This window comes from Bacillus sp. SRB_331, assembly GCF_003264175.1.
Lineage (GTDB): Bacteria > Bacillota > Bacilli > Bacillales > Bacillaceae_G > Bacillus_A > Bacillus_A mycoides.
This window is the reverse complement of sequence record NZ_NADV01000052.1, coordinates 31,738-46,518: the sequence shown is the minus strand read 5'-3', so window position 1 is coordinate 46,518 and position 14,781 is coordinate 31,738. Positions and strand designations below refer to the sequence as shown.

16 protein-coding genes and 2 pseudogenes are annotated in these 14,781 nt (G+C 34.9%); 7 read left to right on the top strand and 11 right to left on the bottom strand.

Going from position 1 to position 14,781, the window contains the following annotated elements; all coding sequences use genetic code 11:
• Nucleotides 1-599, bottom strand: a 599-nt coding sequence (locus tag B5P42_RS28430; RefSeq protein ID WP_142674064.1) for an SH3 domain-containing protein, incomplete at its 3' end; no start/stop codon positions are given.
• 216 nt (nucleotides 600-815) lie between these two features.
• A complete protein-coding gene (locus B5P42_RS28425) occupies nucleotides 816-1,307 on the bottom strand; it encodes a nitroreductase (RefSeq protein ID WP_113735821.1) in 492 nt (163 codons plus the stop codon).
• Between the two features lie 261 nt (nucleotides 1,308-1,568).
• On the opposite strand from B5P42_RS28425, the gene B5P42_RS28420 reads away from it, so the two are divergent.
• The 3 genes and pseudogenes from B5P42_RS28420 to B5P42_RS28410 all read left to right on the top strand — a co-directional run.
• On the top strand, nucleotides 1,569-1,949 hold the full coding sequence (locus B5P42_RS28420; protein ID WP_113735820.1) for a VOC family protein: 381 nt from the start codon (nucleotides 1,569-1,571) through the stop codon (nucleotides 1,947-1,949).
• A gap of 52 nt (nucleotides 1,950-2,001) precedes the next feature.
• Nucleotides 2,002-2,487, top strand: coding sequence for a GNAT family N-acetyltransferase (locus B5P42_RS28415; protein ID WP_113735819.1), 486 nt, complete (start codon nucleotides 2,002-2,004; stop codon nucleotides 2,485-2,487).
• A gap of 15 nt (nucleotides 2,488-2,502) precedes the next feature.
• Nucleotides 2,503-2,667 (top strand): annotated as a pseudogene (locus B5P42_RS28410) (BBE domain-containing protein); the annotation flags it as partial.
• Between the two features lie 151 nt (nucleotides 2,668-2,818).
• Here B5P42_RS28410 and B5P42_RS28405 read toward each other — a convergent pair.
• Entirely contained in the window at nucleotides 2,819-3,376 is a 558-nt protein-coding gene (locus B5P42_RS28405) for a class I SAM-dependent methyltransferase (RefSeq protein ID WP_113735818.1), read from the bottom strand.
• Nucleotides 3,377-3,742: 366 nt separating this feature from the next.
• Between B5P42_RS28405 and B5P42_RS28400 the strand changes: the two genes are divergently transcribed.
• Complete coding sequence (locus B5P42_RS28400) at nucleotides 3,743-4,579, top strand: COG4705 family protein (protein ID WP_113735817.1); 837 nt, start codon at nucleotides 3,743-3,745, stop codon at nucleotides 4,577-4,579.
• A 161-nt stretch (nucleotides 4,580-4,740) separates the two neighbouring features.
• Here the strand turns inward: B5P42_RS28400 and B5P42_RS28395 are convergent, their stop codons facing one another.
• Both B5P42_RS28395 and B5P42_RS28390 read right to left on the bottom strand, forming a co-directional pair.
• Nucleotides 4,741-5,286: an NADPH-dependent FMN reductase gene (locus B5P42_RS28395; RefSeq protein ID WP_113735816.1), complete on the bottom strand. Its 546-nt coding sequence runs from the start codon at nucleotides 5,284-5,286 to the stop codon at nucleotides 4,741-4,743.
• 90 nt (nucleotides 5,287-5,376) lie between these two features.
• A pseudogene (locus B5P42_RS28390) lies at nucleotides 5,377-5,516 on the bottom strand (sigma-70 family RNA polymerase sigma factor); the annotation flags it as partial.
• 130 nt (nucleotides 5,517-5,646) lie between these two features.
• Between B5P42_RS28390 and B5P42_RS28385 the strand changes: the two are divergent.
• Both B5P42_RS28385 and tnpB read left to right on the top strand, forming a co-directional pair.
• Nucleotides 5,647-6,129, top strand: a complete 483-nt coding sequence (locus B5P42_RS28385) for a hypothetical protein (RefSeq protein WP_113735815.1) — start codon at nucleotides 5,647-5,649, stop codon at nucleotides 6,127-6,129.
• Complete coding sequence (tnpB, locus tag B5P42_RS28380) at nucleotides 6,110-6,238, top strand: IS66 family insertion sequence element accessory protein TnpB (RefSeq protein ID WP_002127887.1); 129 nt, start codon at nucleotides 6,110-6,112, stop codon at nucleotides 6,236-6,238. The genes B5P42_RS28385 and tnpB overlap by 20 nt, the downstream gene beginning before the upstream one ends.
• 263 nt (nucleotides 6,239-6,501) lie before the next feature.
• Here tnpB and B5P42_RS28375 read toward each other — a convergent pair whose 3' ends face one another.
• Both B5P42_RS28375 and B5P42_RS28370 read right to left on the bottom strand, forming a co-directional pair.
• Nucleotides 6,502-7,038 (bottom strand): DinB family protein, encoded by a 537-nt coding sequence (locus B5P42_RS28375; protein WP_113735813.1) that lies wholly within the window; start codon nucleotides 7,036-7,038, stop codon nucleotides 6,502-6,504.
• A gap of 112 nt (nucleotides 7,039-7,150) precedes the next feature.
• Nucleotides 7,151-8,197 (bottom strand): DUF2332 domain-containing protein, encoded by a 1,047-nt coding sequence (locus B5P42_RS28370; protein ID WP_113735812.1) that lies wholly within the window; start codon nucleotides 8,195-8,197, stop codon nucleotides 7,151-7,153.
• 420 nt (nucleotides 8,198-8,617) lie between these two features.
• Between B5P42_RS28370 and B5P42_RS28365 the strand changes: the two genes are divergently transcribed.
• The gene (locus B5P42_RS28365; RefSeq protein ID WP_044438243.1) at nucleotides 8,618-10,120 is read left to right on the top strand and encodes a malate:quinone oxidoreductase; all 1,503 of its coding nucleotides are present in this window, start codon (nucleotides 8,618-8,620) and stop codon (nucleotides 10,118-10,120) included.
• Nucleotides 10,121-10,183: 63 nt separating this feature from the next.
• Here the strand turns inward: B5P42_RS28365 and lsrB are convergent, their stop codons facing one another.
• From lsrB to B5P42_RS28345, 4 genes are read right to left on the bottom strand one after another with little or no spacing between them, the layout of a single operon-like run.
• A complete protein-coding gene (gene lsrB, locus B5P42_RS28360; protein ID WP_113735811.1) occupies nucleotides 10,184-11,227 on the bottom strand; it encodes an autoinducer 2 ABC transporter substrate-binding protein LsrB in 1,044 nt (347 codons plus the stop codon).
• Nucleotides 11,224-12,222 carry an ABC transporter permease gene (locus B5P42_RS28355; RefSeq protein ID WP_113735810.1) on the bottom strand — a complete coding sequence of 333 codons (999 nt, stop codon included), beginning with the start codon at nucleotides 12,220-12,222 and terminating at the stop codon, nucleotides 11,224-11,226. The genes lsrB and B5P42_RS28355 overlap by 4 nt, the downstream gene beginning before the upstream one ends.
• Nucleotides 12,219-13,187 (bottom strand): ABC transporter permease subunit, encoded by a 969-nt coding sequence (locus B5P42_RS28350; RefSeq protein ID WP_113735809.1) that lies wholly within the window; start codon nucleotides 13,185-13,187, stop codon nucleotides 12,219-12,221. Before B5P42_RS28350 ends, B5P42_RS28355 begins: the two co-directional genes overlap by 4 nt.
• A complete protein-coding gene (locus tag B5P42_RS28345) occupies nucleotides 13,184-14,677 on the bottom strand; it encodes a sugar ABC transporter ATP-binding protein (protein WP_113735808.1) in 1,494 nt (497 codons plus the stop codon). The genes B5P42_RS28350 and B5P42_RS28345 overlap by 4 nt, the downstream gene beginning before the upstream one ends.
• Nucleotides 14,678-14,781: the final 104 nt, after the last annotated feature.

The window sequence follows — 14,781 nt, the reverse complement described above, 5'->3', positions numbered from 1 at the left end:
ATTTCTTCTGCTTTCGTTTCTTTCTGCTCTTTTGTTGTTTCTTTCGCTTTTGCTATTTCTTGTACTTTTGCTTCTTTCTGCGTTTTTACTTCTTCCTTTGCTTTAACTGCTTTTTGTACTTTCGCTACTCGCTTCGTTTTCTCTTCAGCTTTCTTTTCAATTGGTGCTGTACTTGATAGGAAAGAAACATTTGCATAAGCTGTTTTTCCTTTATACTCAAATTGCAGCCATCCATCTTTTACTTGATGTGTTGATTCAATTACATCATCTTGTTTCAGTCTGCCAAGAATTTCTGATTCTGTGTTTGCTTCAGTACGTACATTTAATAGGTTTGCTGTTACATGATAAATATCTTTTGTATACTCCGAACTTACAAACAATTCTTTACCATTTAAATCAATTTTTGGCCATCCTTCTTCAGTATGTATGACCTTTAACTTTTGTCCTTCTTTTACTTTTTCGACAATTTTTGATTCCGTAGTTGGCTTTTCACGTACGTTAAGTACATCCGCTGTTACGATAGTTTCTGCGATAGCAGATGTGGTAAAAGCCCCCAATCCAAGAACTGTTGCTGTTGCTGCGCCAATTATTTTTTTCATAATAGCCTCCATTACATTTTTTTGAATTCTATGAAATCCTTCCATAAAATTAGGGAATTCCACAGAGTATCAAAACATTTGTAACAGTATATTAATAGCACTTAATATACTGTTTTTAAAACTTTCTACTCCAATATTATCAAATTTTCATTTCTAATTCTATACATTATAAATCTACTTATTTTCTATAAACTCTTCATGACCTTCTACTTCACACTAGATAGTTGTCGCAATTCCTGCCAAAAATAAACTTACAATTGCTAAAAATGGCGTTCCAGCTATTGCACCTCTTAAGTGAAACTTATAGTCTTTATATCCTTTCATTCCCTCAGTACTAGGAATAACAACAAATCTTGGAGTAATCCAGCAAAATATAAGCCAATCAATTATAAGTAAATCTACTAAATTGAAAATCATTAAAATGCCAAAAGTATGTAAATAAGCCTCAATATACAATAATTTTTCATGGTGATGTAGTATATATGTAGAAACAAAAGGTGTACCGAAGAGAATAATATTGTAAATAATTCCGAAATAAAATGTTTGCCTTTTTTCATTTATCGATTTTGGCAAAACTACTTTTTGAATATCTTTCGGATAATCATTTAACCAAAGGCGAGGATTATAATATGTAGACCCTAATATCATCATAGATAGTATAAAAGACATGGAAATACCGACAATCACCATTTGTTCAAATTGCCCCACAAATGTCCCTCCTTATTTGAAATTTTGACGTACGTAATTCACTTAATTAGACATTGTATGCATGTTATGACTTAAAAATTATCTAATACCATTAATAAAATTTTTTCATTACAATCCGCTTTTTCCTAACGTCCATTCTTATTTCTTGCAATATGCATGCAAATTTAATAAAGTGAACATCTAATTAGTGTTGTTGAATTTCTCTAATTATTACAGAGTACATATTTTTAAATTTACATAAAGATAGGATTGGTGAAACGAATGAAAATCGAACATATAGCAATTTGGGTAAATGATTTAGAATTAATGCGTACTTTCTATACAAAGTACTTTAATGGTAAAGCAAACTCTTTATATCATAACGAAGCAAAGCAATTTGAATCTTATTTTATTACGTTCGAATCTGGAGCAAGGCTTGAACTTATGCGTAAAAAAGGTATAGAAAATGAGCCTAACCTTAATATTACTGGTTATGCACATATGGCATTCTCAGTTGGAAGTGAAGAACGTGTAAATGAACTAACAAAAACGTTAAAAGAAGCTGGTTCTCCTTTATTAAATGGACCACGTTTCACTGGAGATGGCTATTATGAAAGTGTAATTAGTGATCCGGAAGGCAATCAAATAGAGATCACTATTTAACTATCGTTTATCTTTTCTGAAGAACAAATAAAAATTCGTTTGGAGGAACCCTATGCATAAACTGCATTTCAAAAAATTTGAAGCAACAGATTTTAGTCCATATTTCCAGCTCGTATCAAATGAAAGAGTGATGGCACAAATTACAGAGCGTGCTATTCCGCTAGAAGAGGCACAAAACGACTATGAAAAATTGTTAAGGCGCAATGAAAAGCATAAACTGTTTGGGTCTTATAAAGTTTATGACAGTGCAACAAATGAATTTATCGGCCTTGGACATGTAACAGTGAATGAAGATAATGTAAAAGAAGCTGAAATTGGGTATATGATTTTGCCAGAGCACTGGGGAAAAAGATATGGTAGTTATATTGCAAGAGAATTAATTGAAATAGCGAAGCAGACAGATGTAAACGTACTAAAGGCAATTATCGATCCAAATAATATCCCCTCTCGAAAAATATTAATAAACGTTGGTTTTACATCAGATGTAGTTTGTGAGATTGATGGATTACCTGGGGAGATTTTGAGTAAATATATTTAACTATACAAAAATGTGATGCCCCCATTCACAAAAGGTGTTTACGTTAATACACCCAACCTCTCCATTAAAGATTGGCCAGATGCTTACTACAGCTGTAACTTTGATCGGTTAATGAAAGTAAAGGCTAAATATGACCCGAAAAATGTTTTCAACTTTCCGCAAAGTATTCCGCCCTTTTAATAGTCTAAAATGAAATTTATAGTTTATATTTCTAGCAAAAAATGAACGATTCTTTCTGTAACTTTCACAGAAAAAATCGTTCGTTTTTTATGTTGGAAATAATTCGTTTCTTTTGCATGGTAGTGATTTGGTTTCGCACCTTCCCATCACCTTACATAAAGCAAGTGAACACGAAAGCCGGTGGAATATTCCAGTTTATTTTCTTCACCTCAATATTTGCAAAAAATGAACGAAAAAATTGTTGTTTAAAGCGTGTATATTGGAAAGTAATAAATTTCCCTTCTTCTCCTAATACTTCTTTTGTTACCTGTAATATCTTTGTAGAGGTATCAAGGGATAAACTGGTAAATGGCAATCCTGAAATAATATAATCCACTTGGGTAATTTTATATTGTTGAACATACTTTTCCGTATATTCGGCAGAGTCATGAATAATGTACACATTTTCCATGTGTGAATATCGCTCTTGAAGTATACGGTAAAACTGTGCGTTATTCTCAATGATTAATAATAACGTTTCATTATGTTTATGTTGAATGAGCTGTTCCGTAAACACTCCAGTTCCTGGTCCATACTCAATAATGCATTTTGCTTGTTCAAAATTTATAGGGGCTACCATTTGTTTTGCAAGTTGCTTAGAACTTGACAATACTGCTCCTACAGTTCTTGGGTGCTTTATATATTCACTTAAAAAATGTAGTACATGCATAGTCTTCTTCCTCTTTCCTTGTAGGATACAAGGTATACTCTACTAAAAAAATATGAAAATATGATGAGAAATACATAAGATATTCTTAATGTCCCCCTAAATACAAAAAACTTAACCAATTAGTCACCAACTTAGGATATCAAATGAAGAGTGTCAATTTTGCTGTATTTTCAATGTCGCGAACAAAAAAAGGATATAATTTTTTAACTGTATTTGTTAAATAAAAAAGACACTTTAGAAATTTCTTTTTTTCATCTTATTTTAATGATTTTTTCATCCGAATTTCATCTGAATCTCATTCTTATTAGTTACACTCTGTATATAAATTGGCGCTGGCCATAAAAAACTAATAAGGAGGAATCCTACATGAACTATTATGAGAAGGATCAGGATAAGAATAGAGAAAATCCATCCATTTCTGATGAAGTCGCTTCCGTTTCATCACGAGGCTGGCAGATGCTGAACAAAGTTCCAGAAGTCACGATTTTCTTCTGGATTATCAAAATCATGGCAACTACAGTGGGCGAAACAGGCGCAGACTTCTTGAATACAAACCTGAACTTTGGCTTGACTAAAACGACCTTTGTTATGAGTGCTCTCTTGCTCATCACACTGTTCTTCCAGTTTAGGCTGAAGAAGTATGTTCCAGGGATTTACTGGCTCACTGTCTTGCTGATTAGTGTTGTTGGCACCCTGGTCACCGACAATCTTACGGACAACTTCGGGGTCGCTCTAGAGACGACCACCATCGTTTTCACCCTTGCCCTAATGGCAACTTTTGCTGCTTGGTATGTGAGTGAGAAGACACTGTCCATTCACTCTATTTACACAACAAAGCGAGAAGCATTCTACTGGTTGGCTATTCTGTTCACCTTCGCCTTAGGTACTGCAGCTGGTGATCTCGTAGCAGAGAGTCTCAACTTAGGTTACTGGATTTCAGCGCTCATATTTGCTGCATTAATTGGGGCTGTAACCGTCGCTTACTACCGCTTCAAATTAAATGCAGTGTTGGCCTTTTGGATCGCTTATATTTTAACTCGTCCTTTCGGCGCCTCTTTTGGCGATTATTTATCACAGCCTCACGATTCCGGTGGCCTTGGTCTCGGTACGGTAGGAACAAGCGTAATCTTCCTCGTAATAATCTTGAGCTTAGTTATTTATTTGACCAAGACGAAAAAAGACGCGAGCCAGAGCCTAAATTAATATATATTTTGTCTAAACCTTAAAATAGGTGACATGATTGCCTAATCGTTAGTACAAAATTTCAAACAAAACAAAACAAAACAAAATGAAATGAAATGAAATGAAAAGGCAATACTACGTTTAAACTACCAGTAGTATTGCCTTTTTTATAAAACAAATCATTATTCCCTTATTTCATCTACTACACTTTGAATTAAAGAGATAAGAGCTTTCTTGGTATCCTCATCTGTTACTTTTGCATCATCACTAAATTTAGTTCGCACAGATGGGATTAATAACGAGCCATTTTGAACGACAATTGTATCTAGCATACCTAGTGTAAGTAATAAAGATTCATGGGCTTTATCCCCTCCCGCAATTGATGGTGAAGCTGTTATAATAGCCACTGGCTTTTTATAAAGTTCCGCTGATGAAACAAGCCATTCTAAAGCATTCTTCAAAACTCCTGGAATACTTTTTGCATACTCTGGTGTACAAATAATAAGTGCATGTGCTTCACTTAATGTCTTTCGAAATTCTTCAACAACAACCGGTGCTCCAACTCGATCTACATCCGGATTAAAATGAGGTAGTTCCTCTATCCCATTATAAATAGTGTAATCTATACCTTCTGGAATAAATGCTGCTAAAGTTTTTAATATGTTTGTGTTGGATGATTCTTCCCTAATACTTCCTGAAATCGCTATGATTTTTTTGTGTATACTCATATGATCCCCTCCTACAAACATCATACTTATGCAGTCAGAGAAAAATCAAAAATATTGAACTATTTAACAAGCTGTACATTCATCAATTTTGACATCTTGCTTTTGATTCCCTAATAAAAATACTACTGTCTATAAATATCTTTACTTGTTAATTTATAAATAACTCGAAAGGCTTCTTGGTTCCCAGACTCCATTTTATACAGCCATTCTTTTAATTCTACTTCATCCAAAATTACGTTCCCCTCTCATGAGCTTTCACACTATATTCGCCCGTTTCTCACAAAAGGTTCATTTTACATAAAAATTTATTTATTACAATGAAAATATACTATATATTTTACAGAAAGGAGGATTCGTATAATGAACAAAGAAGACAAACTTTATGCTGAAAATGTATTAAAACATCTCTTCATAGGAGCACAAGTTGATGGATTGCAATTTGGTATTTCTCCAACAACTATAAAAATTCATTTTACAAATTTTGAAGCTGCAGTTGATTATGATGGGCAATTATATATCAACATCGAATCGAAATGGTTTTTATTTAATACTCCACCAGAAAAGTACCCTTCTAATGAGGATGAATTTGACGATTATACTGAGGAGGAAGAATATAAGAGAATTTTTGATGTAAGAAGACAAAAAGTTACAAACATACAACTTGCTAATGAATCTCCGCATTTATTTATAACATTTGAGAACGGGCAAATCATGTTTGTAAATGGTTTTCATGACTATTATGAATGCTGGCAAGCTGGGGTCCAATTTGAGGATTGGCTAGTAGTTGCTGCACCTGGTAATGAAATCGCTACTTGGACTCCTGATGAATTTACTAATAAATAAGCCGTCAGAAATCACAATAGAAAAAGTATATCTCGCACAAGGGGAAACAGATTTACGTAAATCAATTGATGGACTAGCGACTGTTGTAAAAGAAGAATTTGAAATTTAAAATCACCCCGTTTTAACAGGAAAAAGTGGCATTTTTACTATTTCTAATGTTCGCTAATGCTTATTGCGTGATTTGGTTTCATTGCTACACAAACCCCAATACCCACTCTTAACTTGATGGGCATGTATAGTGCCCCCTATTAGCATCAACGAGAAGGAATAGACCTTGTAAAAAAACATTTATAATTCCACTGATACGCAGAAAAATAAAAAGAGAATAATTCAGAAATTCCTTATGAATCATTCTCTTTTTATTTCCATATTTTAACATGCTGGATATACCTTAGAACCCAAATAACGTTCTTTTACAAGTTGACGATGATGAAGCTCATGACCAGCAATAATGTTTGCTAATGCAAGAACCGTGACTTCAGAATTGTTCGCAATTCCCCTTTGTAACCAAGCTTCTTTATCTAAACTTTTAAGCAAATGCATAGTAGATTGGCGAACAACTGTTAAATTCTCAAGAAGATCTTGCATAGATTGCTTATCAAAAGCTGCTCTAAGAACATACATATCATCGTTATATCCAGGAAGTTCTGCTGTCTCGCCTCTTGCTATGGAAAGCAATCGATACGCCATAATACGTTCAGTATCCGCAATATGACCGATTACTTCTTTTATACTCCATTTATTAGGAGCATATCTAAAATGTCCCTCACTATCAGAAATATCCTTCAATAAAAGATTCGTTTCCTTCATTTGTTGCTCTAGAATATGTATGATATCTCCATCTGGTATTAAGTTTATGTACGTTGAATAATACGGGTTATATTCATTTGCTTCTGGTCTCTTTTGCATGCTCATCATCCTTTTTATTTTATCCTTATATACAACTTATCATAAATTATTATCATATTAATCAAAAAAATTAATTTTAAAACAAAATGTCCCCATCCTATATAGGATTACATTAATAAAGCGGCTTATCCCCAAGCCCCCAAGTAAACCATCTCCCATGCCCTTCCGTTTCCCCAACCGTTTCACAATATTCGTTTCCGTTAATATAATAATCAATATGAAGGTCCCGGTCCCACATGTTGTTATATAGGTGGAATACATCACGTTTTGCACCTATTTCTTTAATTTGTTTTTCTAGCTTATGTTTTACATTTTCAGGTATTTGATTTGCGACGTGTGTATGGAAAATGCAGATTACAGCATCTTCCCTTATTTGATTTGCAATGGCTGGAAAAAGTGCTACACCGTCCCCTTCAATTAATTGTACTGATTTTTCTTTTACAAGCGTTGCTGCTTGATCGAATAGTTCAAGTCTTTCTTTATGTTCTGGCCAAATAAGCGCGCGTAACCATAAATAATCTTCTTCATCATTTAAATTATTCACATGTAAATCTAGTCCGATTCTTTCCATAACAGGTGGACTTTGTTTTAAAAAGGAGGGCTTCTTCTCCCCTTTTATTTCTGATTGTAAATGAACATTTGATTTTCTATTTCCATACATTTCTTCCGTTCCATATGAATAACGATATTGATCCCAAAATAGTTGTAATCCCGCACTTGTACCAATTTCTATTAACGCCAATGGTTTGTTCACTTTATTAAATATGTAACAGAAACTTGGATATAAATAGGCACATCGTCTTACTTCATTCGTTTGAACAAGTTTCGTTTGTAATAAAGAGATAATTTCTTCTCGATATACATGGCAAAAATCTTTAAATTGGTAAAAGGCATTTTCAAAATTTATATCAGCATTTTCAACTAAACTTTGATAATAGTTTTTTAAACTGTGCTCTTTTCCTTTTAACAATAAATAATGGACTGCACCTAATAATAAGTTTGGGACTGGTTGACCAGGTTGTGCGTAGGAAGCTAACGTAAGAACTTCCTCATCTTCAGAAATTTTTATTGATAAATATTCGTATAAGTCACTAGATCCTTTACATTCATTCACAGAAAAGTTTCGAAATAAGTTTGCGACTTGTTCTTTTGTAAGCATTGGTATCCCTCCTTAATTATTTTCAGAATATTCTTATCATTTATTTGTTATTTACTCTATTTTTTCAAATTAGATGTCACGAAAATAGAATTTTACTAGTTTACAAAGATAAAACATAAAAATAGAAGTTTTTTTGACATAACATCAAACTGGAATTCTTCTCCAAATCCCGCTTTACTACTATGCTTTTTACCCTTATGACAGAAGAATTCTATGAAATAAAACGTTAAATAGTTTAAAATTATCAGATAACACTAGATATTTTAGTCTATTAATTATTATAATAGACTATGAGATGGTTATATAATTGAGACAAAAAAGGTAAGTACCTAGGTGGGGCCTAGGCGGTGTTTTCTTTTTACGGCTTAGATATAAAAACACCTACTCTTTTTTGCCAATATAGGGGATGGAGAGATTATCATGAGCAACATGCAGCAAAAAACAGACGTTATCTTAATTGGCGCAGGAATTATGAGCGCAACGTTAGGATCATTACTTAAAGAATTGGCACCTGAATGGGAAATTAAAGTATTTGAAAAACTCGCTAATGCCGGAGAAGAAAGTTCTAACGAATGGAATAATGCTGGTACAGGACATTCTGCGCTATGTGAGCTTAACTATACATCCGAAAAATCTGACGGGTCTATAGATATTGGTAAAGCTGTAAAAGTAAATGAGCAATTTCAACTTTCAAGACAATTTTGGGCTTATCTTGTAAAAAGAAACTTAATTCGTAATCCACAAGATTTTATTATGCCACTACCTCATATGAGTTTGGTGCAAGGGGAAAAAAATGTAGAGTTTCTAAAAAAACGTTTTGAAGCGCTTTCAAAAAACGCTCTATTCCAAGGAATGGAATTTTCTGATGCACCTGACACATTAAAAAAATGGCTTCCACTCATTATGGAAGGTCGTAATTCTAATGAACCTATGGCTGCAACGAAAATTGACTCTGGAACAGATGTTAACTTCGGTGCGTTAACGCGCATGTTATTTGATTACTTAAAAACTAAAAATGTTGAGCTAAACTACAAACATAGTGTTGAAAATATTAAACGCACGAAGAATGGTTTGTGGGAAGTAAAAGTACATGATATGAATAGTGGCAAAATCGAACATCATACTGCAAAATTCGTCTTTATCGGCGGCGGTGGCGGTAGTCTACCTCTACTTCAAAAGACTGGTATTCCTGAGTCAAAACATATTGGAGGATTCCCAGTAAGTGGACTATTTATGGTATGTAAAAACCAAAAAATTGTAGAGCAGCATCATGCAAAAGTATACGGAAAAGCTAAAGTTGGTGCTCCACCAATGTCTGTACCTCACCTTGATACGAGATATATAGACAATAAAAAAGCTTTACTGTTTGGACCATTTGCAGGCTTCTCACCTAAATTCTTAAAAACTGGCTCAAACCTTGATTTAATTGGTTCTGTAAAACCGAATAACGTCTTAACGATGTTAGCAGCCGGTGTAAAAGAAATGGGATTAACAAAATACTTAATCCAACAAGTTATGTTATCACATGAAAAGCGTATGGAAGAATTACGTGAGTTTATTCCGAACGCTAAAAGTGAAGATTGGGATACTGTCGTTGCTGGACAACGTGTGCAGGTAATTAAAGATACTGATGCAGGTGGTAAAGGAACACTTCAATTTGGTACAGAAGTTGTTAGTGCAAATGACGGATCAATCGCTGCGTTACTTGGTGCTTCTCCAGGTGCTTCTACTGCGGTTCACGTTATGCTTGAAGTATTAGAAAAATGCTTCCCAGAACGTATACTAGAATGGGAGCCAAAGATAAAAGAAATGGTCCCTTCTTACGGCGTGTCACTTACGGAAAATCCAAGACTGTTCCAAGAGCTTCACGCTTCAACAGGACGCACACTTGGGTTAAATGAAAAAGAAGCTGTTCACAATTAATGAATAGACTAAAAAAACGACATAATAAAAACGTCCGATATATTCGGACGTTTTTATTTTCTACTAGAAATTATACTTATCAATATTATCCTTCGTAAATACAACTCGTTCAGGAAGTACGATAATACCGTTTCCTTCTACCTCATAGTCATACCCTTGAATTGAGTTTGGTTCTACTTTCACTTTTCCGATTCCTTTTACTTCAAAGCTATCCCCGACGTTTAACTTCTTCCCTTTTACAACAATTTCATTTGCAACATACGTTGCGAGGGCACCTTGTTGTTTTACATCCCATAAACCGAATTGTTGTACTGTTCCTCTTTTTACATAATCACGCATAACGTTCGGTGTCGAAAATCCCGTTACGACTACTTTCTTATCCATTTTCAAATTCTCAGCTGCTTGCGCCATTGCTGGTAGTGCTGTTGCATCTGGACATATTACTGCGTTAATATCTGGATACGTTTTTAAAATACTCTCCCCTACCGATAAAGATTTTTGCGCATTATTTTCACCGTATTGCGTCGTTACAATTTCCCAATTCGGATATTTCTCTTTAATAATCTCTTTCGCCTTCGTTACCCATTGATTTTGATCTGTTACAGTCGGGCTTGAATAAAAGAATGCGACCTTCCCTTTATCTCCAATTTGCTTAGATGTCATTTCTATTAATAACTTTGCTAGTTGGTCTGGTGTACCTTGGCTAATATAAAACGAACGGTCTTTCGGATTCACATCAGAATCCCACGTTAATACGGTCATCCCCTTTTTCTTTGCACGTTGTAATGATTGCGAGAGACCATCAACTGACGTAGATGAAACCATAATTGCATCGTAGTTTTGATTAATAAAATTGTTTATATATTTTACTTGCCCTGATACGCTCGCTTCAGAAGGTCCATCATATTTCACTTGTACACCTAACTTATCTCCCATCTCTTTTGCACCTTCACCGCCTGATGTAAAGAAGCCAACTCCCGTTAATTTCGGAATGAATGCAAATTTCACATCATCTGCTTTTTTCTTGTCCGCTGTTTGGCTAGAACAAGCAATTAAACCGATTAAACAAATACACATAATAATAACAATCCCCAGTTTTCTCTTCATGACATTTCCCCCTTATGCAAATTCCTTCTTTTCCCCGTAGTGAATCGTTGTAATTTGAAATGTCTCATAATAACAGAAACAATAAGGATAATACCTATTACTACATTAGATTGTTCATTCGTTAAGCCCGTCATTTGTAAACCGTACTGCATGAGTCCTATAAAAATACTCGCTAGTACTGTCCCAATAATACTCCCTTTTCCGCCTGTAATAAGTGTGCCGCCTAATACAACTGCCGTAATTACTGGCAAAATCGTTTCACTTCCAATATCTGCACGAGCTGAACCGAAATACGCTGTTAAGAAAGCTCCTCCTAATCCACCTCCTAACCCAGAAAGTACGTAAGCAATAATCACTACTTTCTTCGTTCGAATGCCGGAATATCTCGCCGTACTTTCATTTGCGCCAGTTAATTTTGCGTAGCGACCATATGTTGTACGGTGAAACAATATCGTAAATACTATCGTTAAAATGACAAGGAGCCATAATAGATTAGGTATACCGATAAAACTACCATTTGCCATTTGTACATACGAATCTGGTAAACCACTTATTCCTTCATAGCCCGCTGCACCCGAACCACCTGAAATAACAAGGGCGATTCCTGCATATAAAAACATCGTTCCAAGTGTAACGACAAGAGGTTCTACATCTGTCATTTTTATAATAAGTCCATTTAATCCGCCCGCTATGCAACTTATTACGAGCGCAATGATAACGGCAAACAGTATAGGCATGCCATTCATCCAAAGTGCTCCGATAAGAATCGAAGTAAGCCCCATAATAGATCCTACTGATACATCAATTCCACCAGTTACAATGACAAATGTCATCGGAATAGCCGCGATTGAAATAATGAGGAAATCGTTCATACTAAAAAGGAGGTTACTAATGTTTAAGAAATCACTATTTATGAAACTAAAGAGAATGAGCTCTACGAGAAGCAATATGAGAAGAACCCCTTCCCATCTATACAAGCTACGTATTCCCCTCATAGATTCACCCTTCTTTCTTCTAGTTGCCGGAGTTTCTTCCATTTTTTTAAGACACTATCTAATATGATGATGAGTAAAAGTAAAAATCCTGAAATAGCACTATTCCAAAATGCAGGTATTTTTAAAAAGACGAGTGAACTGCTTATCACTTCTAAAAAAAATGCACCTAATGCCGCTCCAAATATAGAACCTGTTCCTCCTTTTAAATGTATACCACCTAAAACAGCAGCGGCGATAACTTGCAATTCTATCCCTGTACCTGTTTGATTTGGAACGAATCCAATATTCATTACGAATATACATCCAGCGAGCCCAGCGCTTATGCCTGATATGATAAACGCGTATATTTTCACTTTATCTACATGTATTCCAATAAGCCTTGCACCATCTTCATTATCACCGACAGCATAAAAATATCTTCCAATTTGTACTTTCATTAAAAAGAAATATAGTAGTAGTAATATGATAAGAACGGTCCATACCGTTACCGGAATGCCTAACATCATAATAGAAGAAATTTGTTTATACTCATTCGGAATATCTTCAATCCACTTTCCGCCTGTGAATAGTAACATTGCACCTCTAATAATACCGAGCATTCCTAATGTCATAATGATAGCTGGCACTCGAAATTTCGTAACGCCAATTCCATTTACCATACCAATAAGAGCACCAAGTATAATTGCCGCAAATATTGAAATAAAGGCACTGTATCCATCTGTTAACAACATCCCGCAAACCGCAGCGCTTAATCCCATAATAGATCCTACTGATACATCTATATTTTTCGTAAACAATACGAAAGATTGACCAATTGCCAAAATAACTAAAATAACGCTTGATTTCATAATTAAAGATAAAGAGCTAAACTGAACAAAACTAGGATTCATTACTCCAACGAAGGCTATGTAAAGAAGTAATAAAATAATAATAGACGTCTCATGCATTTTAAATAAACGGTTCACTCCGTTACACCTCCCTTTCCTCCGTACGCAAGGCGTGTAACTTCATCAATACAAATTTCCTTCTTCTCCAAATGAGAGACGAATCCTCCGTTTCTCATCACATAAACACGATTCGCTAATTGAGCGATTTCTTCCATATCTGAAGAAATTAATATGAGCGCAAGTCCCTTTCTCTTCAAACTTTGTATCGTTTCGTATACTTCTAATCTTGCTTTCGCATCAATACCACGGGTCGGTTCATCAAGAATAATCACTTTCGGATTACATGCAAGATATTTCGCTAGCACGACCTTCTGTTGGTTCCCACCTGATAAAGACGTCAGCTCTTCATTCATATGAGGGACAACAATTCTAAACTGTTTTATATACAATTCGGATAAAGCGCTTTCTTTTTTGCTATTTAAAAAGAAGCTACTCATACTGTTTAAAGATGCAGATGTTATATTTTCCTTAACAGACGCAATTGAAAAAATACCATTCCCTGCTCGATCCTCCGGTACATACACCATACCTTCCTTTATTCGCTTATGTACCGAATACTTTGTAATGGATTTCCCATCTAATAAAACAGAACCTGATTTCAAAGGCTTTAATCCACATAACGATTCAGCTAGTTCAGTCCTACCTGATCCAACGATCCCAGCAATCCCAACAACTTCTCCAGCGTGTACAGTAAATGATACATTTTGAAACGCATAGCTTGACGCATTCGTGACATCTAATAGTTTTTCCGCATGCTCTGTTTCCTCTTGTATGATCTCTTTTTTCTCCTCAAATTTATATCCTTTCGGTAATAACCCCTCCATTAGCATGTCATATGTATACCTTGATACATCACCTTGACTTACAATCATTCCGTCACGTAAAATTGCTAATTTATTCGCAATTTCAAAGATTTCTGGAAAACGATGCGTAATATAAATCATGCCAATTCCTTTTTCTCTTAAACTTTTCATCAACACAAAAAGACTCTTAATTTCGTGAGTTGTTAATGTCGATGTTGGCTCATCTAAAATAAGAATCTCAGCTTCTCTTATTAATCCCCTCAATATTTCTACTAATTGTTGCTGGGCGATGGATAACGATACCCCTAGCTCACGAAGTTGAATGTTCCACCCTAAGTCTTCTAGCAACTTTTTAATTTTATTTCGAAGCTCTTTCTTTTTCGCTTTCATTCCGATACAAATGTTCTCTTCAATTGTCATATGAGGAAAGATGAGCGGCTCTTGTGGTATTAAGTAAATACCATGTTGATGCGCCTCTGCTGTGTTTGAAAACTTTTGTATTTCCCCCTTCACATACATTTTGCCAGCATCGTATGAATACAAACCCGTTAATATTTTCATTAACGTTGATTTCCCGGCACCATTTCCTCCAACTAAAGCGTATATATCTCCACGCTCTAATTGTAAATTGACTTCTTTTAATACGAGTTGATCTGCAAATGATTTACTCATCTTTGTAACTTGTAATAAGGGCACGCTCTCCACATGTTGTCACCTGCCTTTATGCAGAACATTTTTTGAGAAAATGATTTTTTGTTCTACTTGTTTTGTAGCATTGTATATTTCTTTTTTCATATCTAGAACACTTT

Coding starts and splice junctions, on each gene's coding strand:
- B5P42_RS28420 (WP_113735820.1), top strand. CDS start 1,569: ATGAAAATCGAACATATAGCAATTTGGGTAAATGATTTAGAATTAATG.
- B5P42_RS28415 (WP_113735819.1), top strand. CDS start 2,002: ATGCATAAACTGCATTTCAAAAAATTTGAAGCAACAGATTTTAGTCCA.
- B5P42_RS28405 (WP_113735818.1), bottom strand. CDS start 3,376: ATGCATGTACTACATTTTTTAAGTGAATATATAAAGCACCCAAGAACT.
- B5P42_RS28400 (WP_113735817.1), top strand. CDS start 3,743: ATGAACTATTATGAGAAGGATCAGGATAAGAATAGAGAAAATCCATCC.
- B5P42_RS28395 (WP_113735816.1), bottom strand. CDS start 5,286: ATGAGTATACACAAAAAAATCATAGCGATTTCAGGAAGTATTAGGGAA.
- B5P42_RS28385 (WP_113735815.1), top strand. CDS start 5,647: ATGAACAAAGAAGACAAACTTTATGCTGAAAATGTATTAAAACATCTC.
- tnpB (WP_002127887.1), top strand. CDS start 6,110: ATGAATTTACTAATAAATAAGCCGTCAGAAATCACAATAGAAAAAGTA.
- B5P42_RS28375 (WP_113735813.1), bottom strand. CDS start 7,038: ATGCAAAAGAGACCAGAAGCAAATGAATATAACCCGTATTATTCAACG.
- B5P42_RS28370 (WP_113735812.1), bottom strand. CDS start 8,197: ATGCTTACAAAAGAACAAGTCGCAAACTTATTTCGAAACTTTTCTGTG.
- B5P42_RS28365 (WP_044438243.1), top strand. CDS start 8,618: ATGAGCAACATGCAGCAAAAAACAGACGTTATCTTAATTGGCGCAGGA.
- lsrB (WP_113735811.1), bottom strand. CDS start 11,227: ATGAAGAGAAAACTGGGGATTGTTATTATTATGTGTATTTGTTTAATC.
- B5P42_RS28355 (WP_113735810.1), bottom strand. CDS start 12,222: ATGAGGGGAATACGTAGCTTGTATAGATGGGAAGGGGTTCTTCTCATA.